The organism is Pedobacter lithocola, assembly GCF_042650845.1.
GTDB classification, from domain to species: domain Bacteria; phylum Bacteroidota; class Bacteroidia; order Sphingobacteriales; family Sphingobacteriaceae; genus Pedobacter; species Pedobacter lithocola.
Map to the genome: position 1 here is coordinate 708,496 of NZ_JBHSBW010000011.1, position 23,703 is coordinate 732,198.

At 35.6% G+C, this 23,703-nt stretch carries 20 protein-coding genes and 1 pseudogene; 12 read left to right on the forward strand and 9 right to left on the reverse strand.

Translation table 11 applies throughout. The annotated features are described in order from the left end of the window. Nucleotides 1–8: 8 nt before the first annotated feature. Both ACFOWA_RS13520 and ACFOWA_RS13525 read right to left on the reverse strand, forming a co-directional pair. Nucleotides 9–416 (reverse strand): hypothetical protein, encoded by a 408-nt coding sequence (locus ACFOWA_RS13520; RefSeq protein WP_378985959.1) that lies wholly within the window; start codon nt 414–416, stop codon nt 9–11. Nucleotides 417–512: 96 nt separating this feature from the next. Next, nucleotides 513–1,214, reverse strand: coding sequence for an SAM-dependent methyltransferase (locus ACFOWA_RS13525; protein ID WP_378985961.1), 702 nt, complete (start codon nt 1,212–1,214; stop codon nt 513–515). Nucleotides 1,215–1,492: 278 nt separating this feature from the next. Here ACFOWA_RS13525 and ACFOWA_RS13530 point away from each other — a divergent pair, with 278 nt between their 5' ends. Next, the gene (locus tag ACFOWA_RS13530; RefSeq protein WP_378985963.1) at nt 1,493–3,088 is read left to right on the forward strand and encodes a DUF6600 domain-containing protein; all 1,596 of its coding nucleotides are present in this window, start codon (nt 1,493–1,495) and stop codon (nt 3,086–3,088) included. 89 nt (nt 3,089–3,177) lie between these two features. Here the strand turns inward: ACFOWA_RS13530 and ACFOWA_RS13535 are convergent, their stop codons facing one another. Next, nucleotides 3,178–3,810 (reverse strand): HAD family hydrolase, encoded by a 633-nt coding sequence (locus ACFOWA_RS13535; RefSeq protein ID WP_378985965.1) that lies wholly within the window; start codon nt 3,808–3,810, stop codon nt 3,178–3,180. A 79-nt stretch (nt 3,811–3,889) separates the two neighbouring features. Here ACFOWA_RS13535 and ACFOWA_RS13540 point away from each other — a divergent pair, with 79 nt between their 5' ends. The 3 genes from ACFOWA_RS13540 to ACFOWA_RS13550 all read left to right on the forward strand — a co-directional run bounded on the left by ACFOWA_RS13540 (nt 3,890) and on the right by ACFOWA_RS13550 (nt 6,388). Further along, nucleotides 3,890–4,117 (forward strand): YtxH domain-containing protein, encoded by a 228-nt coding sequence (locus ACFOWA_RS13540; protein ID WP_123204884.1) that lies wholly within the window; start codon nt 3,890–3,892, stop codon nt 4,115–4,117. 65 nt (nt 4,118–4,182) lie between these two features. Further along, nucleotides 4,183–5,583, forward strand: coding sequence for an MBL fold metallo-hydrolase RNA specificity domain-containing protein (locus tag ACFOWA_RS13545; RefSeq protein WP_378985967.1), 1,401 nt, complete (start codon nt 4,183–4,185; stop codon nt 5,581–5,583). Nucleotides 5,584–5,698: 115 nt separating this feature from the next. Beyond that, complete coding sequence (locus tag ACFOWA_RS13550; RefSeq protein ID WP_378985969.1) at nt 5,699–6,388, forward strand: class I SAM-dependent methyltransferase; 690 nt, start codon at nt 5,699–5,701, stop codon at nt 6,386–6,388. A gap of 44 nt (nt 6,389–6,432) precedes the next feature. Here the strand turns inward: ACFOWA_RS13550 and ACFOWA_RS13555 are convergent, their stop codons facing one another. From ACFOWA_RS13555 to ACFOWA_RS13580, 6 genes are all read right to left on the reverse strand, one after another. Continuing rightward, entirely contained in the window at nt 6,433–9,213 is a 2,781-nt protein-coding gene (locus ACFOWA_RS13555; RefSeq protein WP_378985971.1) for an outer membrane beta-barrel protein, read from the reverse strand. 312 nt (nt 9,214–9,525) lie between these two features. Beyond that, nucleotides 9,526–10,596, reverse strand: coding sequence for a DUF5694 domain-containing protein (locus ACFOWA_RS13560; RefSeq protein WP_378985973.1), 1,071 nt, complete (start codon nt 10,594–10,596; stop codon nt 9,526–9,528). 177 nt (nt 10,597–10,773) lie between these two features. Next, complete coding sequence (locus ACFOWA_RS13565; RefSeq protein ID WP_378985975.1) at nt 10,774–11,928, reverse strand: M28 family metallopeptidase; 1,155 nt, start codon at nt 11,926–11,928, stop codon at nt 10,774–10,776. 91 nt (nt 11,929–12,019) lie between these two features. Continuing rightward, nucleotides 12,020–13,180 (reverse strand): PepSY-associated TM helix domain-containing protein, encoded by a 1,161-nt coding sequence (locus tag ACFOWA_RS13570; protein ID WP_378985977.1) that lies wholly within the window; start codon nt 13,178–13,180, stop codon nt 12,020–12,022. 9 nt (nt 13,181–13,189) lie between these two features. Beyond that, the gene (locus tag ACFOWA_RS13575) at nt 13,190–15,577 is read right to left on the reverse strand and encodes a TonB-dependent siderophore receptor (RefSeq protein ID WP_378985979.1); all 2,388 of its coding nucleotides are present in this window, start codon (nt 15,575–15,577) and stop codon (nt 13,190–13,192) included. Between the two features lie 226 nt (nt 15,578–15,803). Further along, entirely contained in the window at nt 15,804–16,514 is a 711-nt protein-coding gene (locus ACFOWA_RS13580) for a DUF4397 domain-containing protein (RefSeq protein WP_378985981.1), read from the reverse strand. Between the two features lie 306 nt (nt 16,515–16,820). On the opposite strand from ACFOWA_RS13580, the gene ACFOWA_RS13585 reads away from it, so the two are divergent. The 8 genes and pseudogenes from ACFOWA_RS13585 (at nt 16,821) to ACFOWA_RS13620 (ending at nt 23,660) form a co-directional block, all read left to right on the forward strand. Further along, a complete protein-coding gene (locus tag ACFOWA_RS13585) occupies nt 16,821–17,363 on the forward strand; it encodes a hypothetical protein (RefSeq protein ID WP_378985983.1) in 543 nt (180 codons plus the stop codon). Nucleotides 17,364–17,722: 359 nt separating this feature from the next. After that, nucleotides 17,723–18,424, forward strand: coding sequence for a GNAT family N-acetyltransferase (locus tag ACFOWA_RS13590; RefSeq protein WP_378985985.1), 702 nt, complete (start codon nt 17,723–17,725; stop codon nt 18,422–18,424). Continuing rightward, entirely contained in the window at nt 18,421–19,611 is a 1,191-nt protein-coding gene (argG, locus tag ACFOWA_RS13595) for an argininosuccinate synthase (RefSeq protein ID WP_378985987.1), read from the forward strand. The genes ACFOWA_RS13590 and argG overlap by 4 nt, the downstream gene beginning before the upstream one ends. Nucleotides 19,612–19,700: 89 nt before the next feature. Beyond that, nucleotides 19,701–20,687, forward strand: a complete 987-nt coding sequence (gene argC / locus ACFOWA_RS13600; RefSeq protein WP_378985989.1) for an N-acetyl-gamma-glutamyl-phosphate reductase — start codon at nt 19,701–19,703, stop codon at nt 20,685–20,687. 43 nt (nt 20,688–20,730) lie between these two features. After that, nucleotides 20,731–21,102: a four helix bundle protein gene (locus ACFOWA_RS13605; protein WP_378985991.1), complete on the forward strand. Its 372-nt coding sequence runs from the start codon at nt 20,731–20,733 to the stop codon at nt 21,100–21,102. A 32-nt stretch (nt 21,103–21,134) separates the two neighbouring features. After that, a complete protein-coding gene (locus ACFOWA_RS13610; protein ID WP_378985993.1) occupies nt 21,135–22,283 on the forward strand; it encodes an aspartate aminotransferase family protein in 1,149 nt (382 codons plus the stop codon). 53 nt (nt 22,284–22,336) lie between these two features. Then, nucleotides 22,337–22,687 (forward strand): annotated as a pseudogene (locus ACFOWA_RS13615) (four helix bundle protein). A 1-nt stretch (nt 22,688) separates the two neighbouring features. Continuing rightward, complete coding sequence (locus ACFOWA_RS13620; protein ID WP_378985995.1) at nt 22,689–23,660, forward strand: acetylornithine carbamoyltransferase; 972 nt, start codon at nt 22,689–22,691, stop codon at nt 23,658–23,660. The last annotated feature ends 43 nt before the right edge of the window (nt 23,661–23,703 follow it).

A 23,703-nucleotide genomic window follows, 5' to 3' on the forward strand; every position in this document is an offset into this window, starting at 1 on the left:
TGAATTAGTTAATCGATAATTCCCTTAACATCTTTGTATTTAAGTATAACACGGTTGGCATGCTTTGTTAGTGATAATTGTAATCCATCTAGCTCAGCTCCACAATAACCAATGCCCTTATTATCTTTAATTCTGCTAAGTTTTTTCCAATTGTCTACTAATATTGTAGCAGTTACATAAAAATCAGAACCTTTAATATCTACATCTAAATATTCTTGTAAACCTTGCGCCCTGTATTTCTTAAAAATATAGGTTAATTGTCCATTATTATCTTTTATTTTTCTAGCGAGTTCAATCGTAAATTCCTTTGAACCCGGATTTATAGTTGATAATTTCGAATCTTCTTTTTTGCTTTTTGTACAAGAAATAAGGATGGTTAAAGAAATTAAAGCAATTTTTAAAAATGCGTTTTTCATGAGCTTTAAATCAAATAATCACTATCAGCTTAAAATTTTACTATTACAAACCTTTTATATTTGGTAATATCATGTAGAATAGTTAAAGCTAATGAATTAATACAACAAAAATATTGCTGGTTTTTTATGTAAATCTATTTCTTCTTTACGCCAGTTATAAATGCTCTGGGTTTTTATAAATTCATCTTCACCTGTTAAATTACAAGCAATGCAAAGTTGTGTTTTAGGGTTGCAACTTTTTAAAACTTCTTCTAGCATCTGATTATTACGAAATGGGGTTTCGATAAAAATCTGTGTTTGTTTGTATCTACTAGCTGATAAATCTAAATCTTTAATGCGTTTGGTTCGTTGTTCTTTATCAATGGGCAAATAGCCCCAAAATGCGAAACTTTGTCCGTTAAAACCAGACGCCATTAATGCCAAAAGTATAGAACTTGGCCCAACTAACGGCACAACTTTTATACCTCGCTTATGTGCTTCAGCTACAATATCAGCACCAGGGTCTGCAATACCCGGGCAGCCTGCCTCACTCATTAAGCCAACATCTTTACCAGCTTTTAATTCTGTAAAAAACTGACCTAAATCGGTTCTGTTGTGCTTACCGTAATCATGAACAATTAAATCTTTTTGGGGAGTTTTTAAGCCTGCTTCTTTTAAAAATCTACGGGCTGTTTTACTATTTTCTACAATGTATGTATCAATTTGATTTATTGTATCAACCAAATATGGCGTAAAGGTTTTGTGGGCTACCTCTTCTGCCAGAGGTACAGGAATTAAATATAATGTGCCGTTTTGCATAGCACAAAAATACTCACAATTAATATAATTTAAGTTCTAAAATTCATTGTGTATGCAATATAATCTCTTTTGCAACTATCGGTGTAGCAAATTTTATTTTTTAATGACTTACTTTCCGCACAATTATACAATGCGTAAAACGTTAAATAATAGTTAAATATGTATTTAAAGCAATAAAAACAGTAATTATTGTAAACTATGCTAGCATATTAAACCATCTGCATTTTTGGTTCTCTAATTGATACACACATGTTAGGTTATTAAATATAAACACACAAATGAAAACACTGAAAACTACGGCACTTGTGCTGGGGCTTTTTGCGCTCCTTGCCGGAACCACAACCTTAGCCAGGGCACAAGGCTACGAAGAAAATTACCAGGATGATGGTTACAATACTGGTACTGTTTCACTTCAAACATTTTATGATGAACTTTCGCCTTATGGTACCTGGATTCAGGACCCTCAGTATGGTTATGTTTGGCGCCCTGATGTAGATCAGAATGAATTTCGCCCATACTATACCAATGGACGTTGGGCAATGACAGAATATGGCAATACCTGGGTTTCTAATTATGACTGGGGTTGGGCTCCATTTCATTATGGACGTTGGGTCATCAACAGTTACAGACAATGGATTTGGTTACCAGATACAAACTGGGGACCAGCATGGGTAGATTGGAGAAGTGGTGATGGTCAATTCGGTTGGGCACCAATGGCTCCAAGCATTAATATTAATTTAAGTTTCGGTCGCCGTTATGTTGTGCCAGAATTTTGCTGGAACTTTATTCCGCAATCAAATATTTATATTAATTCTTTCCCAAGATACAACTACGGTCGTAATAATGTTTACATCCGCAATACAACAATCATAAACAACACTTATGTTTATAATAGAAGAAGTTATTATGGTGGCCCAAGGATCGAAGATATTAGAAGAGCAACTAACCGTAATGTAACTGTTTATAGATATGCACAAAGTAATAGACCAGGTGCAAGTAGAATAGATAATAGATCTGTTTCTATTTACAGACCAAGACCAGAACGGGGTGCGGTTGATAATCGTAGTGCTGCGCCAAGAAAATTTGAGCAAGGTAATGTCGGTTTCAATAGAAATGGCAGAGGTGATGACAGTTACAGTCGCGAGCAAAGAGGTGGTAGCAATGACCAAAGATTTGGTCAGCGAAATGATAATAACAGAATGGCTCAGCCAAATAGAGGTGAAGGAAATATAGATAATCGTAGGGAAAACGGCAGTCAGCCTAATAATAGAGGTGATATATTAAATCGCAATTCTAACGGAAGAAGTGAAAGAGGGAATCAAAACCTTGGTTCTACCGACCAAAGAAACAGGCAGATTGGCGAGCGTACTGCAGAGCAAGGTAATCGTGATCAGCAACGTATTCAACAAATGCAGCAAAGAAGTCAACAAGATAGAATGAGCCAGGATCAACAACGGGTGCAACGCGATGTTCAAGGTCAGCAACAACGTGCTCAGCAGTCAGATCAACAACGTCAGCAAATGCAGCAACAACGTTCGGCTCAAATGGAACAACAAAGAGCTCAACGCGATCAGCAAATGCAACAACAACGTAATCAGCAAGTAGATCAACAACGTTCAGCTCAAATGGAACAGCAAAGAGCGCAACGTTCTCAACAGGCAGATCAACAACGTCAACAAATGCAACAACAACGTAATGAGCAGGCTCAACAACAAAGGGCTCAACAATCTCAACAACGTGAGCAGATGCAACAACAACGTCAGCAGAGAGCAGAACGCCCAGCTGAAGTTAGGCAGCAAGCACCACCTCAACAACAAAGTCGTGGTGGAGAAAGAAGTGTTGAAAGTGGAAGACCAGGTAGAGGTGGAAGATAAAATAAATTAAACAATAAAAGTCCCGACTAAAAACCGGGACTTTTTTATTTCATGCATATATTTTTGTATTACCTTTTCTTCTTACAATATTAAGCTTGACCAGCAGCCTGATGTAAATTACTAAAATCTTTTCCTCTAAAAGTAGTTTCGGCATCTGGGTGCAGGTTTTCAGGATCTAACAGAAAAGTAGTTAATCCTAATTCCAGCCCAAATTTTATCTCCGATTCTGCATCGTCACCAATGACTAAAATTTCTTCTGTATTTAAACCGTATTTCCTAATTAGTGCTTCAAATGCATCCTTTTTATTCTGGTTCGAAGTGGTTACATCAACAACATAAACTTCTTCAAAATCATCTTCAATGCCAAGCATTTTAACCTTAGTAGTTTGCTTTTTTAAAAATCCGGCTGTTACAATAAATTTACGCCCTTTTAGCGATTTAATATAATGATAATCCTCGCTGGCAGTTAGTGGCTTAGTCACTTCGCCAGTAATTAAATAATCTATCGCATTATCAATCGCAGCTTGTTTAAAGCTATATTTTTCTCCTACCTTTTGGAAGGGCATTCTTAGCATATCTTTCTTTGCCAAAAGATACGTTTCTGGCGAAATACCTAAATCTTGCTGCTCTAAAACATTGTACAAACCACGCATAAGTTGTTCTTCATTGGGCTTGGTGAAGTAGATTGTATTGTCTAAATCAATAAAAAAAATGCTTTTCATTATGGACTGGTTTTTGTATCATTAAAAAAATAAAACAGCAAGAGCTTATTTATGTTTATTAAATAAAAAAAATAAAGTTATGACAAAGGAAACAAAAATTATAGTTGGTGTATTAGCCGGAGCGGCATTAGGAGCAACAATTGCATTAGCATTATCTTCAGATTCTACTGATGACTTAAAAGGCAAAGTATCTGATTGGTTAAGCGATATTTTAGATTCATCTAAAGATAAGCTGGCAGGTCTTGCTGATAAAGCATCTGGCGTGGCAGATAAAGTAAAAGATAAAATAGCTGATATAAAAGCTTAAAAATAATTGGAGATGCCGGATAATTCCGGCATTTTTATTCAATTATAATTTCTAACCATTTAAAAATGAAAATTTCTTTTCATGGTGCTGCCCGAACAGTTACGGGAAGCAAGCACCTTATAACGCTCAACAACGAAACTCAAATTTTATTAGATTGCGGCCTATTTCAAGGCATGGGCAGTATTACCAATAAGCTGAACGGCTATTTTGGTTTCGATGCTAAAAAGGTTACCTACCTTATTTTATCTCATGCACATATAGATCATTGCGGTTTATTGCCCCGATTGGTTGGCGAAGGCTTCGAAGGAAAAATCTACTGTACATCGGCAACAATGGATTTAGCTCGTATTTTAATGATGGATTCGGCAAAAATTCAAATGCAGGATGCAGAATTTTCAAACCGTCACCTAAAACCAGGACAAGAAAGAGAAGAACCTTTATACACCGATGAAGATGTTGTAAAAACAGTTGGTAGCATGAAAATTGTTGAGTATGAGGAAGATTTTGAGATTGAGCCTGGTATTAAATTAAAATTTACCGATGCCGGACATATTTTAGGTAGTGCGGCAGTGCATTTAACAATTACAGAAAACAACAAAACCACCCACATCACTTTTAGTGGCGACGTTGGTCGTTATGGTGATTTACTGCTTAAAAGCCCCCAACAATTCGACCAGGCAGATTACATTTTATTGGAATCTACTTATGGCGATTCGCTGCATAAGGATTTAGATCCGATTGAAGATATGCTGCTCGAAATAATTGAAAACACTTGTAATGTTAAAAAAGGCAAAGTAATTATTCCGGCATTTAGTGTTGGGCGAACGCAGGAACTTTTATATGCGCTTAACGGTTTAGAATTGAAAGGTAAATTACCAGATGTTCTTTATTACGTTGATAGTCCGCTATCATCAAAAGCTACCGAAATTTTAAGAAACCATCCCGAAGTGTATAACAACGGGGTTAAGGAAACGCTTAAAGTAGATCATGATATTTTTGGTTTCAAAGGATTAAGATTTGTTGAAACGGTTGAAGAATCAAAAGCTTTAAATAACGACCCTCGCCCTTGCGTAATTATTTCAGCATCGGGTATGGCAGAAGCTGGTAGGGTAAAGCATCACATTCGTAATAACATCAGTAATTATAAAAATACCATTTTAATGGTTGGCTATTGTGAGCCTACATCGCTCGGTGGAAGATTAATTGCCGGACAGAAAGTTGTTGATATATTCCATGATGATTATGAAGTAAAAGCCGAAGTAAGGTCCATAAAATCAATGAGTGCTCATGGCGATTACGATGATTTACTTCAGTTTTTATCGGGTCAAAATCCTGAAAAAGTTAAGCAACTATTCTTGGTTCATGGCGAATATGAAGTGCAACAGAAATTTGCTGAACGTTTAAAAAATCATGGTTTTAAAAACGTAAGCATTCCAGAGTATCACCAAGAATTTACGCTTACCTAGGCAATCTCCGAAGGTGAAGCAGGGTAATATGCTTAACTATGGTCTTTAGTCTTTATTCTTTGGTCTTTATTCTTTTGGCTTTAGTCTTTAATCTTTCATCACTATCTTTGGTTCCATGGATATTTTTGGCAAAGCTCTAACAGATTTCTATAAAACCGGCGAAGCTGAGATACTTTGGTTAAACAATTCTTATGGTGAACCGGAAGAAATGCCAGTTGATTTTTTCTTTCGTGATGATGAAGATATGCCTGTTATGGAACTTCAGGCCCTTCAAATGTGTGAAGGAACGGTTTTAGATATTGGTGCAGGTGTTGGAAGCCATGCCTTAGTTTTACAAGCTTTTAGGGTAGATGTTACGGCAATCGATATATCAAAATCTGCGGTTGATATTATGAAGGGTAGAGGCGTAGAAAAGGCACTTTTGCAAGATGTTTTTACTTTGAATGCAAAATTCGATACCATTATAATGTTAATGAATGGCATTGGTTTAACAGGTACGTTATTGGGTTTTAAAGAGTTTTTAATCAAGCTTAAAGACTTAATCAATCCGGGCGGGCAAGTGCTCTTCGATACATCAGATATTTCTTACTTGTACGATGGCTTAGAAAAACCGATAGACAAGTATTTTGGTGAAGTATCTTATCAATATGAATACAAAGGCGAAAAAGGCGAGTGGTTTAATTGGTTATATGTTGATGTAGAAACTGTACATAAAATCGCAATGGAAACCGGATGGTTAAGCGAAGTTATTTTTGACGATGACGAAGACCAATATTTAGTGAAACTGACTTTGAAATTTGATTAGACTTACGAAGCTTAAAGAAAACCGTAAGTCTAATTCGCCTCTTTTTAAAACCTAAAGAAAGTATCTTTTCCGCCAACTTTTCCGCCAAAGTTTTGAATATTGTAGGTAAAAGTCAGCATAGAATATCTCCCTAAATTATTATAGCGAGCATCGCGGATTGAGTTTTCTGTAATCGATACATATCTTCTTGTATTGGTATTTAGAATGTCGTTTACAGAAAATTTCAATTGAGCCCTGTCGTTTTTCATAAATAGATAAGTTAAACCAGCATTCCAGATTTGAATTTTATTGTTAAAACCGGCAACTGTTTGTGTGTTGTAATTTAAACGATAGGTGGTTTCCCAAACCAATTTTTTAGGTAAACGTACTATTAGTTCGCTTTCGCTTACGTGTGTAAAATAGTTGATACTTGTAAAATAGCTGTCGTCATACCTGCTACTGTTTATACCTAAGTTGTAGCTTGTCGAAATTTCTAATTTATCATTTAAATTTAATTTACCACTAACTCTAGGGTTAAAATTTAAAATTTTTGCATAGCTACGTATATCATTTACAAGCACTAAATTTCGGGTAAAGTTTGTGTAAAAACCCGTTCCGATAGTGAATTGGCGCTTATCCTGTTTTATATCCTTGCTAAAATTTAAACCTGCGTTTAATCTTATTATTCCATCAACATTAATAGGCGTTGAAGTTTGCAAACCATTGGGGGCAATTGTTCTTGCCATAATTACAGCATCATTATCAATATTAGCACTTCCATAAGCGTTGTAATTGAGTGAGCGCTTTACATCGTATTTGTATAAGTTTAAATAAATTTGATGGGTCTTTGTAGGAACCAAATTTGGGTTTCCGTTTTGAACATATAATGGATTTGTATTATTTGCAACAGGTTGAATGTAACTTACATCAGGCTCACGAAAGCTTGGGGTATAATTTAAGCTAAAATCTTTGTAGCGAATTACAGCAGATGGCGCAAAGAAATTAAAGTTTTGGTTAAAAGATGGGTAACTAGAGAAACTGTTTTCTAAATTAATGGTATTAAAAACTAAGCCTGGTTGAATGGTAAAATCTTTCGTAAGTTTCCATCTTAACGACGCCCGATTATTGGTTTTATAACCCTGTTGATTTACAGTTTGCGAAAGTGTTGGTATTGCAATATCGTAAGCCTGACTGTTTGGATCTTTATAAAATGTTGCCAATGCATTCTCGTTATCCAGGTAATTTCCATTTGTTGATAGCGTTAAGCTAAGCTTTTTTGTTAGCGTTTTAGTATAATTTACGCTAAGATAAACACCTTGATTTTTGATGTTGTTATCTCGTAATTGATCCAAAACCTGAATAGAGTTTGGGTTGTAAAAATTGGTAGTTGTATTGTTAAAATAATCAACTAAATTATCTTTTTTGGTAAAATCCAATGTTGCATTTAAACTGCCTTTGCTTTTTCTAAAATCTCTCCAATAATTTGTAGAAATCTGATAATCAATGTTATTACCAATATTTCTTGATTCGTTTATGCCATTATTTAATTGCAGATTATCAATGTTTCGTGTTTCTGTTAATAGCAATCCATTATTTCGGGTATTGGTAATGGTAACGGATGGTGAAATAATAAGTTGATTTAAACTATCTAATTTAAATTCGGCACGCCCGCTAATGTTGTGGTTATAATTTTTATTTCTTTGGTTTTGATTGGTTGATGATAATAAATCTCCGGTTCCTAAACTTTGTCGGCTATCAGTTAAGGTAATAATCTCCTGATCATTTTGTCCGAAAAAGTATTTAAGATTAAGTTTTGCTCCTTTTTTAGTTAAAGTATTAAAGTTTGCACCAGCACCGGCAGATTGTTGAATACCACTTGCAGCACCACCAAACGAAATCCCGTTAAGGGCATAACCGCCATCGCTATTAACCATCATCGAATTAACACCAGTACGTTGCATACCCCCAATCCTCATAACATCACTTATCGAAAAACCTGGTTTATTTATATTATTGCCGTAACCTAATATACTTACTTGTGTGGTATCTCTAAAAAAGTTCATAATTCCACCAGCTTCATAACGGCTGTTTGGTAAGCCAAAACCACCATATATTTTTCCAAAAGCACCTTGTTTAATAGCTCTTTTAAGTTTTAAATTTATTACCTGCGGCGTATTTACAGCAAGCAAATCAGGGTCGGCTCTTTTTGCATCCTTATCATCCATTACCTGTACTTTATCTATAATATTGGCAGGTAAGTTTTTAGTCGCAATTTGCTGGTCGCCACCAAAAAATTCTTTACCATCAACCAGTATTTTACTTACTGTTTTGCCATTAACTTGGATAGAGCCATCGGCTGCAATAGCAACCCCAGGCAACTTTTTTAGTAAATCTTCTACAACTGCCGATGGCAATGTTTTAAACGATTCGGCATTAAACTCAATGGTATCTTTCCTTACAATAACTGGCGGTCTTTCTGCAATGATATTCACTTCATTTAAATCGTTCGCCTTGGTTGAGAGATAAATTATGCCCAAATTAACTGTTGGTTTATCCGCTGTTAATTCGATTTCTTTACGATACGTTCCGTATTGCCATGCAGTAATAACCAACCTGTATTTTATGCCGGTTTGCAGGTTATTGATTTTAAAAACTCCTTTATCATCAGATAATTTGTAGGTTGTTAATACACTATCACCAATTTTGTAAACGGAAACAGTTGAATAATTTAACGTGGTTTTATGGTTTGCACTATCGACCAGAGCGCCGCTTATGCTACCATTTTTTTGTGCAAAAATGGCTGTTGAAATCAGAAATAAAGAGAGGATAGAGATGAGTTTCTTCATAATACGATGGTTCGATTGGCAAGTTTAATGAGTTGGGTTTTATCAATAATTATAATGTGATGAATGGGTTTTTAAATGTGATGAACCTTGTTTTATTTAGACATTTTGAACATATGACAGTTTTAATATTGAGATGTTGCAGCAAAGCCAATAATTAACTAAACTTTTAGGTAAATATAGTTTTGGAAGGATATAGATACAAGTACCAACGAGAATATTACATAAATAAAAAACCTCCATCATTTATGTGATGGAGGGATAGTGTTTAATTTAGATTGATTAGTCCTTAGAAATATTTTTTTTGCTAGATGTCTATTTCAAATCGTTATAGTTTACAATTTTTACATCTTTATTTTTAGCTAAAATTTCTTCCATCCAGGTTCTGTGTGCGGCACCTACACCCACAACTACTCTTTTTGCCTTTTTCGCTCTTGCTTGCTCGATAACTTTTTTGCACATGCCTTCGTTTCTTAAAGTCCATTGGGCTACCATATCTTTAACAGCTTCGGTTGGGAAGCCAGCATAACCATAAAAATTGCGGCCGCCGTAAAAGTTCCATGCTTCTATTAATGCGCCATACTTTTCAGTATTCATACCTGCATATTGGTCAGCATTAAACTGTTTAGCTTCTTCAGGATTAAAGGTCCAATATTTATTAATTGCGCTCATGGTTTTTCCTTCTGGCGATAAAGAATCAGCCTTTGCCTTTGTTGCCATAATTTTAAAAAGCGAATCAGTTTTCGCCCATGCAATGCTCCATGGTTTATCATACGTTTGGCAATCCATATTATAAATTTGGTTTTGTCCAAGTTGGTATATTAGCGGGAAATATATTTTGTTGTATTCGCTTCCTGGTCTGTTAATGCCCAATTTTTTTAAAGAATCGGTGCTTCCAAACATTTTATTGTACTCTGCCAATTCTTCTTTGCCGAATTTCGGTTTCATGACGTTTTCTAACACAAACATTTGATAGTCGAAATTTCCTCTATCCCAAATTTTGGCGTATTCTAGTGCCAAATTCATTCTGGTTTTGTGGTAAAATGCAAATGATGCTAGGGCTTTTTGGTTCCTTTTTATCAGCGATGGAATATTCTTTGGCGTTTCTGGGTTTAAGCGATTAACGTAATTTACTTTTTTTTGGAAAGCTTCTTTAGCCCAATTACTTTCTTCCAATTTCGAATAATCTTCTGCTGGTAAGTATTCGCCAAAAACCATATCGGGTTTAAAATTTTTTAACTTATCTATAACAGCCTGAAAGTTCTGGTTAGATTTAGAATTATCGTGACTTGATGCAACGATTACGATTTCAATTTGTGCATTTGATTTTACTACAAATGCGATAAATAATAAAAATGCTAGGCTAAGTTTTTGTAGGGTTTTCATAATGAATCTGTTTTTGATTTGTTGATTCAAAGATGATTATACAAAGGCTGCTGCTAAATTTAATTATCCCAAAGGCTTAGAATTTTATCCCAATAAATGGATTAAGAATTAATGGGTTTATCACTCAAATCCCGTTGTTCACACTCATAATAAGGTGTTTCATCCTACAAATCAGAACTATTTCATTAATGCTTTATTGAATGATACAATTAATTTAAACAAATCTCGATACTCTGTTAAAGGCAAAGTCTCAGCTTTATCAAATACATCATGATAGGCTGAAATTCCTCCCTGTGTGTAGAAAAAGAAAGCCGGAACACCTTTTTCGGTAAAGAAATAATGATCGCTGTTAGCCGCTTTGCCTCTCGAATTTATTTTAGCAATTAAATTTTGCTCATTATTAGTTTGAATTAAAACCTCGAAGGCTTTAGGATAAACACTTGCATTTACAACGGTCATTCCGCTTTCGCCTGTACCAACTAGATCGAGATTTATCAAAAACTTTATTTGGCTTAGCGGTAACAATGGGTTTTCAGTAAAATACTTTGAGCCAAGCAAGCCAGCTTCTTCACCAGCAAAACAAATAAAACCGACTGAATAAGATTGCGGATTTGCGGCATAATATTTCGCTAAACTTAGCAACGTTGCTACACCAGCTGCATTGTCATTTGCGCCCGGAAAATAGGTGTCTTTTCCCATTCCGCCCAAATGATCGTAATGTGCGGTTATCAACAATACCGAATCAGGATATTTTGTGCCTTTAACCAAACCGCAAATGTTAACGGCTTTAAAATCAGGAATTAACTTATTTTCTATACTAACACTAATTGTTTTTGGAATTTGTGTAAAAGTTTTTTTATTTATTTGAATTATCGTTTTATCTGCAACTTCTGTAGCTACAGACCAGGTAAGTTTATCTTTAAAAACAATTTGAAGGTTAGAATCAGCCTGATAAGTAATTGAATCTATTTTATTAACATTAGATTGTTTACCTAAAGAAGGGCTTTCGTTGTTGATGATAAAATCTTTACCCGGCACTAAATTTTTCCCGTTAATTACCACAAGCATTTTCCCAGGAAAAGTATTTACTTGATAACTGAAAGATTGCTTATAGTCTCCTTGAAATGGTAGAAGACCAATTTTTTTATATTCAGCAGATAAGAAGTTGGCTGCTTTTGTCATACCGTCTTTTGTATAACCTCTTCCCCAAAATGCCTTTGAAGTTAATTGCTTAATTGTGTGGCTTACATAAACAGAATCTTGTGAGAAGCCATTTAATGAGGACAACATTAAAAGCAATAAGCTAAACCTTTTAATAGATAAAATTTGCATGGCTCTAATTTAGGCATTGCATCTGAATTCGGCCTTATCTTCATTTTCAGCTGACCAAAATTTCAAATTCACCATAAGTCTTCATCAAAATTTATAAAGCGTTTGCGGCGGCTTTCTTCTTCTTTTTGTTTCTACCAATCCATATTAGTACACCCGTAATTGGCATGCTTGCGGCAATTAAACTTGCAAAAAAAGCAATAACTTTTCCAGTTAAACCCGCAATGGAACCAACGTGTATGTCGTAATTCATCCTATAAATTTTATCGGCTACAGTTGTGTTTTTTAATTTCCCATAAGCATGCTTAACTTCAATTTCTTTCAAGGTATGCTGGTCAAAATACCGATAATCCGATTTCCAATAAGTTTCTGGGTTGGGGTTTTTGGCAATTTCTATTGAAGCTTTTTCATTTTCCGGAACATGAACATCCAAACTGCCTTTAAATTGAGGGTCGGCTTTTAAGTAAGCTGTCCAAATTTTATCTGCCGCTGATGTATTGATGGTAAGCTTTGCATTTTTGGTTGTATCAGAATACGTTTCTTTAAATTCTATGAGTGATTTACCACCAGAGCTAACAAAATATATTGATTTTGCAAACCATTGAAAGCCCATAACCATTCCAGTTAAAGCAATAAAAATTATTACCCAAGTAATGTAAAATCCAAGAACGTTATGAAAATCATAATTTACTCTTCTCCACTTGGCATTCCATTTTATGGTAAATCGTTGTTTAGATGCAGCCTTGTTTTTTGGCCACCAAAGTATCAACCCGGAGATTAATAACAATACAAAAATTAAGGTAGCACTGGTTAATATTGGCTGCCCAATTGTAGGCGGCAACCATAAATAATAGTGCCCCATAATCACAATCCTGAAAAAGTCATCATTCATGTTTTTAACCTTTACCACTTCGCCGGTGTATTGATTTACAAATACGATGTAGTAATATTCAGGATCGAAATTATAGTAAACCACCTGAGCAGTTTTGCCTGGTTGATAATTAACGCTGTGGGCTTTTTTGTTGGGCAAAGCCTTATCAGCAATTTGCTTTAGTTGTGTTGGCGGTAATAAAGCTTTGTTTTGTATGGCTAAATTGCGATAGGGTTGAGTAACGTTTTCAATCTCTTTTTCAAATGCCAGAATACAGCCTGTAATTCCTAAAAAACATACAAATAGCCCGGAAGTTAATCCGAGCCACAAGTGTATTCTGCCTACCCAATATTTAAAGGTTTTATTCTTTTTCTTTTCGAACATGTAAGCTGATTAAAATTTGTATGCAATGCTTACCCTATAATTTCTTGGTGCTTCTGCTTGATAGTAATAAGCATTTAGCCATTGATAGTATGAACCGCTAAATAGGTATTTATCAAGAATGTTAAAGGCATTTCCAGTAATCCTAAACTTCGAACGTTCGTAAAATAATCCACCATCTAGCTTAAAATAGTTTGGTAATTTTTGTAATCCAACACTCCAGGTATCTGTTGCACGATCGGCTAAATATGTAAAGCCGGCAGAAATACCCGAGCCTTTAAGCATACCTTCTTGCAAAGTATAGGTTAACCAAGCATTTGATACATGTTTGGCAAAACCTGGAATAACATCACCAACATTAATCCCTGAAACACCAGGTGTAACTTCGGTAACTTTAGAATCCGTATAAGCATAATTTGCGATTAACGTTAATCCATCAGTTATTTTTCCTCTTAAATCAAATTCAATTCCTTGCGATCTTTTTTCGCCTAGCACAACACTAAAATTTTGTCCGGGTGTATTTGTTGGGTCGGCGGTTAATTCATTTTGTTTAAGAATTCTGTAGGCCGATAGTGTGGTATTCCATTTACCATCAAACCAATCTTTTTTAATTCCGATTTCATTATTTGTGCCAGTAATTGGCTCAACTTTACCGCCATCTCTAACCAAGCCACTTTGAGGTGTAAAAGCTTCATCGTGCACCGCATAAACCGCCGTGTTTTTATCTATAGAAACACTCAAGCCTATACGAGGTGTAACTTTTTTAGCTTTATCTGCTGCTGCTCCAAAAGCCGATTGGCTTACATAAGTATATCTTCCGGCTAATGTTAAACGTACTTTGTTGTTAAAAAAGCCCAATTCATCTTGTGCGTATGCACTTAAATATTTCGAATCCATTAAACCGCCAGCATTAATTGCTCTTTGCTCTAACGAGGTAATGCGATCGAAATTTGGATAACCATTAGAAGGGAAACCATAGTTGGGATTATTTAAATCGAATGGAGAAGTTGGTAAATCTAAATTATGAGATTGACCCCAATCTGCCATATAATTTTTATTTCCACCATCAAAGCCCGCCAAAATACGATGGTTTATACCACCGGTTTTAACCTGTCCGTTGATAAATAATTGAGCAAGTTTCATGCTGCTGGCTGCATCCCAAATGCCAACGTTTCTAATCACAATTCCGTTTGTATTAACTGCTGATGGCCATGAACTCATACCAACTTGTTGGTAATTAAAATAAGCTGCTTGTGCAGTTAATTTCCAGTTGTCATCAAAGTTGTGTTGTAAATTTAAAAACAAACTTTGGTCGTTAATTCTTGTTGCTGGCAATCCGGGCTGTGTCATTGTCAATTCTCTTGGATAGGTTGCGTAACCATTGGGTGAGAAAATATAATATGAACCAACCTCCGTCATTTTTGCATTTTGAAAAGTGTATTCTGCCGTGATTTTAGTTTTATCCGTTATTTGATAGCTAAGTACTGGAGCTATGCTGTATCGGTCATTTTGCTCGTAAGGGCGGAATGAACCTTTATTTTGAACTGCACCATTTAACCTGAAAAGCAATTTGCCATCACTTGTTAATTTATGGTCGAAATCTACTGTGGTTCTGTATAAATCATAACTTCCAAGCGTAAAAGAAACTTCGCCGCGATTAAAGCCCGTAGGTTTTTTGGTTACAACGTTGTATAAACCACTTGGGTCGCCATTGCCGAGCATAAAACCCGCCGGACCTTTAACAAATTCTATATGATCTACAAAACTCATATCCTCGGTTAATGGTCCCCAAAACGAAGAAACCACATTAAAACCATTCCGCATTGCTTGAATTTGCGAACCACGCATGGTAATATTTGTGTACATATCTCCCCAATGCTCAACCCTTACCGCACCACTAACATTTCTTATTAAACCATCGCTCATGCTAATAATCTGTTGATCTTTTATCACTTGGTCGCTTACGGTTTGAATATTTTGCGGAGCTTCTAAAAGCGGTTCGTTAAGCCTTAGCGATGCTGATGGAAGACTAATTTTGTATCTATTATTTCTTCCGGCTACAGTAACTTCTTCTAAAGCCTGGTCATTTTCTGATAAAACAAAATCAACAGTTTTGTTTTCGCCGGCCAAAATGGTAACTGATTTTTCTGAAGCATTTATGCCAACTGCAGATGCTTTGATGGTATATGTGCCAGGTTTAACACGATGGATGGTAAATTTTCCATTATCATCGGTGGTTGTTCCATTACCATTTCCTTTTAAACCTACCGAGATGTAGGCAGCAGGTTTGCCATTTGATGTTGTTATTGTTCCTTTTATGGTTGCAAGTTGTTGTGCAAATGTTGTTAAATAAAAAAGGGAGAGTAGAAACGTAAAGCTGATAGGTCTGATTTTATGCATCTTAATTTTATTTGGATTAATTCTAAACAGTTGCAAAATAACGTTACAAAAGTTTATGATCCAAATTATTTTGAATAATTCTAAATAAGGTGTGTATAAAATACAATATGTCTATGTTGAGGAATTACAAATAATCTGGTCTGCTTTGGTAAAAACCATTAATAAAAAAAGGATTATCCCAATTAAAGGATAATCCTAAGCTATTGTTGTTTTTGGGTTAGGGGCTTTATTTGATGGTTAATACATGTAAACCAATTGATTTTTCGCTATCATTAGCAGGATTGATTAATCCACCGCAAATCACATCGTAGTGGTATCCGGCTACAAATACCGCATCAGTTATCGTCGTTTTTACCGAACCTGTTGCAGTGTCTTTCGCATCAAGAGAATAAGTTCCTGCATCAATAGCAACAAATCCACCGGCTGTTTTAAAAGCTTTGTTTGTTGCATAAGATGTTGTTGTTGAGGTTTTAAACAAATCCAGGGATGGAGCATCAGGAGATAAATTAATAAAACGGATGTAGGCTTTATCTGTTGATGGCATACTTAAATCATCTCCAATTAATAGGCCATCCAATTGGCCAGGTTTGTTAATCAAGTAATAAGAATATCTTGTGTTTTGATTTAAAGTTACATCTTTCGTAAGCAAGCTTTCTGTGTTGCTACCAGATGTAAATTTCAGGCTATAAGTTCCTGCGGTTTTTGAAGTGTAGGCTAAAGAACCCGCAAAAGGTAATGATGCTGAGTTTATTGCACTTCCATTTAAATATACATTGTAAGTTGCCAAACCGGGTGAAGAATTTACCACCCGTAGATAGGAAATTGTAGTATCTGTAGCATCAGTTTTAACACATGAACTGATTAGGACGGCAATCAGCAGTATCACTAATGAATAAATATAAGATTTTCTTAAAAGGAAGATTGTAAATGTTTGCATAATTGAGTTGGGATTTGATTTATTATTGATTACGATTAAAACGACTGTAGAATTGCAATCGCTACAGCTTTACAAATATTGTGTTTAAAGGGGTTTGAAGGATGTTAAATGTTGTTAAGCAGATGTTAAAGTTTTAAGGCTTTTTTTAACAATGGAAGTTATATTACAGGATATATACCTTAACACTTAGAAAAAAACAAAAAAATAAATTATCTGTTCATATAGAGTTTACATAAGTATTTAATAAGCTTAACAGTAATTGATATTCTGAACTGTAATTTAGATTAACCAATAAAACTTAAAAAAATGATAAAAAACATCTCAAAATTAGCAATCATCTCTGTTGGAGTATTTGCACTTGCTTCATGCAGCAATTCATCAAAAGATAAACCTGCTGACACAACAATCACAAAAACAGAAACAACAGTAACTCTTCCAGTTAAAGAAGAGAATGCACCCGAAAGTGTTGATTATAATGTTACTCCTGATACAGCAATACTTGGTAAAAATAAAGAGGCACTTGTAAAAATAACCGAAGCCAAATCTATTATTTTACAAGATGCAGATGGTAAATCTACAGGTTCTGAGCTAACCGTAAAACTGTTAATAACCAACAAAAGCACCTTAGATGCAAAAAAATACTTTTCGATTTCTGCTTCTGATGCTAGATTAGAACTCGATAATAAAACCTCAGTTCCTGGACGTAAGGAAAATGGGAGTACAGAGCCAGATGCAGAAGCATCCTCGGAAGCAGTTTGGATTTTTCAACTCCCTGCTTCAACAAATCCAGTTAAGCTCAACTTCTTTTTAGATGGAACCCGAGTATCTGTTGGATTGATAAAAAAGTAAAATAAAGCCCCGAAATTTTCGGGGCTTTTTATTTCACAGATTTGTATTAATTTTTAAAAAAATTAAAAAACATTGTGTAACTCGATTTTTATTTAAACCTTTGCACCTCAATAGAGTTAAAGCCGTTTTAATACGCAAAGGATGATTAAACAATTTTTACATAAACTTACTGCATTTACAGCAATACACATTGCTGCGAAGAGTTTGTTTATTAATCGTTTTCAGCCTGTTTTCTATTATCCCTTAAGTCGGCAAAATTTTACGCCGCGTATTTAGTACATCTTACTAATACTATGAGGAATTGATCCTCTCTAAAAACCCAATTAACAAGAATACCTTAATTTTTCGTTAGAAAACGAATGGATATTAATGAATTTATAGTACAAGTAGCCATTGCTGAGCATCAAGTTTTTGCAGAGCAGATTGTTACTGAAATGGCAGAATCTGCAAAAGCTCGTGGAACTGGTATTGCAAAACGTTCTCCAGAATATGTTGCCAATAAAATGAAAGAAGGCAAAGCCGTTATCGCCTTTCATAAAGATGGAACATGGGCAGGCTTTTGCTATATCGAAACCTGGAGTCACGGTCAATTTGTGGCAAACTCTGGGTTAATAGTTTCTCCTGAATACAGGAAAGCTGGTTTAGCACATGCCATTAAAGAACACGTTTTCGAACTCTCGAGAAAATTATATCCTAAAGCGAAAATTTTTGGTTTAACAACGGGTTTGGCTGTAATGAAAATCAATTCCGATTTAGGCTACGAACCCGTTACCTATTCTGAATTAACGCAAGATGAAGAGTTTTGGAAAGGTTGCCAAAGCTGTGTAAACTTCGATATTTTGAAAATGAAGGAGCGGAAAAATTGCATGTGTACTGCTATGCTTTATGATCCTGCCACTCAAAAACACGATGCAGCCAAAAAATTTGCCGAAGAGTTACAAAGGAAACCAAAATTATATGAGCGCTTTATGCGCATTAAGCAACGTTTGGTTGTAAAACCTAAGCCAAAAACGGGCTTAAAATCACTTTTATTTTTACTTACCCTTTTATTTCATAAATGATGAAGAAAGTTGTTTTAGCATTTAGCGGAGGTCTTGACACCTCATTTTGTTGCATCCATTTAGCAAAAGACCGCAATTTGGAAGTTCATTCTGTAATAGTAAATACAGGTGGTTTTTCTGAAGAAGAATTACAAGAAATTGAAAAACGTGCTTATGCTTTGGGTGTAGCCTCTCACGCGGTAGTTGATGAAACTAAAAGTTATTATAAGGAGTGCATTAAATATTTAATTTTTGGTAACGTATTAAAAAATGCTACTTATCCATTATCTGTGAGTGCAGAACGTGTAAGTCAGGCTACAGCAATTGCCAATTATGTTAAAAAAGTGGGAGCTGATTATGTCGCTCATGGTAGTACAGGAGCGGGTAACGACCAGGTTCGTTTTGATATGATTTTTAATATTCTAATTCCAGAAGTTGAAATCATAACCCCAATTAGAGATTTAAAATTATCCCGCGAAGCGGAAATAGAATATTTAGCGAAACATGGTGTAGAATATAGTGCTGAAAAAGCTAGATATTCAATCAACAAAGGCTTGTGGGGAACTTCTGTAGGTGGAAAGGAAACGTTAACATCAAACGAAACCTTGCCAGAAAGTGCTTGGCCAACCCAGGTTACGGAAACAGCATCGCGTAAAATTGAACTGACTTTTGAAAAAGGTGAATTGGTTGCTATCGACGGTGAAACTTTAGAGCCGGTTAGGGCAATTCAGAAACTACAAGCCATTGCGCAACCTTTCGGTATTGGTAGAGATATTCACGTTGGCGATACAATTATCGGAATTAAAGGTCGCGTAGGATTTGAGGCTGCGGCACCGGTTTTAATTATAAAAGCACACCATACTTTAGAAAAACATACCTTAACCAAATGGCAGTTAAGCTGGAAAGAACAATTATCTTCTTTCTATGGTAACTGGCTGCATGAAGGTCAGTTTCACGACCCAATTATGCGGAACATAGAAGCTTTTTTAGCAGATACGCAGCAAATGGTTAGCGGTAAAGTTTTCATCGAATTGTTGCCTTACCGTTACCAGATTATTGGTATAGAATCTAACCATGATTTGATGAGTAATAAATTTGGCAGCTACGGCGAAATGAACAATGCCTGGAGCGGAGAAGATGTTAAAGGTTTTTCTAAAATATTTGGCAACCAGGTAATGATTTGGCATAAAGTAAATAACGAGGCTTAGCCTTGAAGGTTTGAGGTGTAAGGTTTAAGCGTAAAGTTAATGCGCCTAAATCCTAAGCCTTAAACCCCAAACCTTAAACCTTTTTAAATATGAAAATTAAAGCAGGAATAATTGGCGGTGCCGGATACACAGGTGGCGAAATGCTCCGTATTTTGGTTAATCATCCAGACGTAGAAATTGCTTTTGTAAATAGTACCAGTAACGCAGGAAATTTGATTTCTGATGTACATACGGATTTAATTGGCGATACTGATTTAAAATTTGTTGGTGATATTCCTCAGGATATCGACGTACTTTTTTTATGCGTTGGCCATGGCGATGCACAGAAGTTTTTAACGGCTAACCCGATTAATGATAACATCAAAATCATCGATTTATCTCAAGATTTTAGACTCATAGCAAATCGTAACTCTGAAATCTCAAATCGTAAATTCGTGTACGGTTTGCCAGAATTAAATCGTGATGCAATTAAATCAGCAAACAACATCGCTAATCCGGGTTGCTTTGCTACCTGTATTCAACTTGGCTTATTGCCTTTAGCTGCTAAAGGTTTGATTAAAGGTGAAGTTCACATCAATGCAACAACTGGTTCAACCGGCGCAGGACAAAGCTTATCAACAACTTCGCATTTTAGCTGGAGAAATAATAATCTTTCAATTTACAAAGCTTTCGAGCATCAACATTTAAATGAAATTGGCGAAAGTTTATTGCAATTACAGCCATCCCTTACAGATGCATTGAGTTTCATACCACAACGCGGTGCTTTTACTCGAGGCATTTTAGCAGCAACGTATTTAGAAAGTGATTTAACTTTAGAGGAGGCACAAAACCGTTACGAAGAGTATTACCGTACGCATCCGTTTACTCATGTTAATCGGAAAAATATCGATTTAAAACAGGTTGTTAATACGAACAAAGCGCTGGTTCATGTAGAAAAGCATGGTAACAAATTATTCATCATCAGCATTATCGATAACCTGCTCAAAGGCGCCAGCGGACAAGCGGTTCAAAATATGAATTTAATGTTTGGATTGGAAGAAACGGCAGGGTTAAAGTTGAAAGCAGCTTATTTTTAAATATGGTAAAAGGCGGAAGGTTTAAGGCTTAAGGTAAAATAGCATGAGAGATTATAAAAAGCTTGATGTTTGGAAAAAGTCACATGAGTTGAATATGTTCATCAAGAAAAATATTGCAACACTATTTCCAAAAGAAGAACGGTTTGAATTGACATCTCAACTTACGAGAGCCTCCCTATCCATCCCTCTAAATATTGTAGAAGGTTGCGGAAGATTTACTGATAAGGACTTTGCACATTTTTTAGATACTGCTTTAGGCTCTACAAATGAAATTGATTATTGCTGCCTTTGCGCATCAGAGTTAAAATACATTAGTGTGGATGATTATCTAAAAGTGAATCAATCAATTAACGAAGTTAGAGCAATGCTAATTTCATTTTTAAAATTTTTGAGAGGTAGTACGACTAAACCTTAAACCCTACACCTCAAACCTTACACCTTAATAAAATGCAACTATTCGACGTTTACCCACTTAACGATATAGAAATAACTAGAGCATCTGGCAGCAATGTTTGGGATGCTAACGAACAAAAATATTTAGATTTATATGGCGGTCATGCTGTGATTTCAATTGGTCACACCAATCCGCATTATGTAAGTCGATTAACAGACCAGCTAAGCAAAGTTGGCTTTTACTCAAATTCAGTTAAAATTCCTTTGCAGGTTCAGCTTGCAGAGAAATTGGGTCAGGTTTCTGGTAAAAAAGATTACCAACTGTTTTTAGTAAACTCTGGTGCAGAAGCAAACGAAAACGCCCTTAAATTGGCCTCTTTTTACAATGGCAGAAAGAAGGTAATCGCTTTCACGGGTGCTTTCCACGGAAGAACATCTTTGGCGGTTGCTGTTACCGATAACCCAAAAATTGTTGCTCCGGTAAATCAAACCGAAAATGTAATCTTCTTACCTTTTAATAATGAAGTAGCTTTAGAGGAAACTTTCAAAGCACAGGGAAATGATATTTCTGCTGTAATTATCGAAGGCATTCAGGGTGTAGGAGGAATTAAAGAAGCCTCAAAAAGTTTCTTGCAAAAAATCCGTTCACTATGTGATGAGTACAATGCAGTTTACATCGCCGATTCAGTTCAGTGTGGTTATGGCAGAACGGGTTTGTTTTACGCTCACGATTATGCAGGTGTAGAAGCTGATGTTTACACCATGGCGAAAGGAATGGGAAATGGGTTTCCGGTAGCCGGAATTTCTATTGCACCGAAATTTAAACCATGGCATGGTGAATTGGGCACTACATTCGGTGGCAACCATTTAGCTTGTGCAGCCGCTTTGGCCGTTTTAGAAGTAATGGAAAGAGATAGCCTGATGAAAAATGCTGAAGAAATTGGGAACTATTTAATTACGGAATTAAAGAAATTTAAGCAGGTAATAGAAGTTCGCGGTCGCGGGTTAATGATTGGGATTGAATTACCTGAAGAATTAGCTCATGTTAAAAAGGAATTGTTATTTAAACATTTCATTTTCACGGGCGAGGCTAAACCAAATGTAATTCGTTTATTGCCCGCCTTGAATTTAACGAAAGCACATGCTGATGAATTTTTAAGTGCCTTTGAGAAAGCGGTTAAGGGTATAGGACATAAGGCTTAAGGTAATGAGAGACTACAAAAAATTGGATGTCTGGAAAAAAGCTCATGAACTTAATGTCATTAAAAAAAGAGATTGCTATAAAGCTTCCAAAAGAAGAAAGATTTGAATTAACTTCTCAACTTACAAGAGTCTCATTATCTATTCCTCTAAATATTGTTGAGGGATGTGGTAGATTTACAGACAAAGATTTTGCCCATTTCTAAGACAACGCCTTAGGTTCGACTAATGAAATAGATTATTATTGTTTATGTGCCTCAGAATTTAAATATATAAGCGAAGAAGATTATAAAAAAGTAAATAAATCAATTAATGAAGTTAGGGCAATGCTAATTTCTTTTTTGAAATTTTTAAGAGCCGGTGGAGGGGAAAACCTTAAACCCAAAACCTCAAACCTTACACCTTAGTATGAAACTTTTCACTTCCGTACACGATGTTCCAAGCATCAAACAATTTGTAAATGATGCCCTTGAATTAAAGGCAAATCCCTATGCACACCAAAATTTGGGTAAAAATAAAACCTTAGGTTTAGTTTTTATGAATCCAAGTTTGCGCACCCGTTTAAGCACTCAAAAAGCAGCGCTAAACTTGGGTATGAACGTGATGGTGATGAATTTGGATAAAGAAGGTTGGGCTTTAGAAACGCAAGATGGTGTAGTAATGAATGGCTCCACAGTTGAGCATATTCGAGAAGCTGCTGCAGTAATGGGACAGTATTGTGATATTTTAGGATTACGATCATTTCCTAAATTGAACAACCGTGAGGAAGATTATAGCGAAGATTTCTTTAATAAATTTGTTAAATATTGCGCTGTTCCTGTAGTAAGTTTAGAAAGTGCAACTCGCCACCCGCTACAAAGTTTCGCTGATATTATTACCATCCATGAAACTTGGACGAATAAACCTGATGATTCAAAACCAAAGGTAGTATTAGCTTGGGCGCCACATGTTAAAGCTTTACCACAGGCGGTTCCAAATTCTTTTGCCGAATGGATGTGCAAAGCCCAAGAAGAAGGATTGATTGACTTTAAAATTGCTCATCCTGCAGGCTACGAACTAGCAGAACAATTTACAACCGGCGCTACTATTGAACATAATTTAGATGAAGCTCTAGCTGGTGCTGATTACGTTTATGTGAAGAATTGGAGCAGCTATAAAGATTATGGTAAGGTATTAAACTATCCAGATGGATGGATGATGAACAATGAAAAATTAAAACTGACCAATGATGCGAAAGTAATGCATTGTTTGCCAGTTCGCCGTGATTTAGAATTGTCTTCTGAAATTTTAGATGGACCAAATTCTTTGGTTATTCATGAAGCAGGGAATCGTTTATGGGCAGCTCAAGCGGTAATAAAGGCTATGTTGGAGAAAATGTAAATCTGTTGGTGAGTTATCAGTTGTTAGTTGTCTGGCTGGATGC

Coding starts and splice junctions, on each gene's coding strand:
- ACFOWA_RS13520 (WP_378985959.1), bottom strand. CDS start 416: ATGAAAAACGCATTTTTAAAAATTGCTTTAATTTCTTTAACCATCCTT.
- ACFOWA_RS13525 (WP_378985961.1), bottom strand. CDS start 1,214: ATGCAAAACGGCACATTATATTTAATTCCTGTACCTCTGGCAGAAGAG.
- ACFOWA_RS13530 (WP_378985963.1), top strand. CDS start 1,493: ATGAAAACACTGAAAACTACGGCACTTGTGCTGGGGCTTTTTGCGCTC.
- ACFOWA_RS13535 (WP_378985965.1), bottom strand. CDS start 3,810: ATGAAAAGCATTTTTTTTATTGATTTAGACAATACAATCTACTTCACC.
- ACFOWA_RS13540 (WP_123204884.1), top strand. CDS start 3,890: ATGACAAAGGAAACAAAAATTATAGTTGGTGTATTAGCCGGAGCGGCA.
- ACFOWA_RS13545 (WP_378985967.1), top strand. CDS start 4,183: ATGAAAATTTCTTTTCATGGTGCTGCCCGAACAGTTACGGGAAGCAAG.
- ACFOWA_RS13550 (WP_378985969.1), top strand. CDS start 5,699: ATGGATATTTTTGGCAAAGCTCTAACAGATTTCTATAAAACCGGCGAA.
- ACFOWA_RS13555 (WP_378985971.1), bottom strand. CDS start 9,213: ATGAAGAAACTCATCTCTATCCTCTCTTTATTTCTGATTTCAACAGCC.
- ACFOWA_RS13560 (WP_378985973.1), bottom strand. CDS start 10,596: ATGAAAACCCTACAAAAACTTAGCCTAGCATTTTTATTATTTATCGCA.
- ACFOWA_RS13565 (WP_378985975.1), bottom strand. CDS start 11,928: ATGCAAATTTTATCTATTAAAAGGTTTAGCTTATTGCTTTTAATGTTG.
- ACFOWA_RS13570 (WP_378985977.1), bottom strand. CDS start 13,180: ATGTTCGAAAAGAAAAAGAATAAAACCTTTAAATATTGGGTAGGCAGA.
- ACFOWA_RS13575 (WP_378985979.1), bottom strand. CDS start 15,577: ATGCATAAAATCAGACCTATCAGCTTTACGTTTCTACTCTCCCTTTTT.
- ACFOWA_RS13580 (WP_378985981.1), bottom strand. CDS start 16,514: ATGCAAACATTTACAATCTTCCTTTTAAGAAAATCTTATATTTATTCA.
- ACFOWA_RS13585 (WP_378985983.1), top strand. CDS start 16,821: ATGATAAAAAACATCTCAAAATTAGCAATCATCTCTGTTGGAGTATTT.
- ACFOWA_RS13590 (WP_378985985.1), top strand. CDS start 17,723: ATGGATATTAATGAATTTATAGTACAAGTAGCCATTGCTGAGCATCAA.
- argG (WP_378985987.1), top strand. CDS start 18,421: ATGATGAAGAAAGTTGTTTTAGCATTTAGCGGAGGTCTTGACACCTCA.
- argC (WP_378985989.1), top strand. CDS start 19,701: ATGAAAATTAAAGCAGGAATAATTGGCGGTGCCGGATACACAGGTGGC.
- ACFOWA_RS13605 (WP_378985991.1), top strand. CDS start 20,731: ATGAGAGATTATAAAAAGCTTGATGTTTGGAAAAAGTCACATGAGTTG.
- ACFOWA_RS13610 (WP_378985993.1), top strand. CDS start 21,135: ATGCAACTATTCGACGTTTACCCACTTAACGATATAGAAATAACTAGA.
- ACFOWA_RS13620 (WP_378985995.1), top strand. CDS start 22,689: ATGAAACTTTTCACTTCCGTACACGATGTTCCAAGCATCAAACAATTT.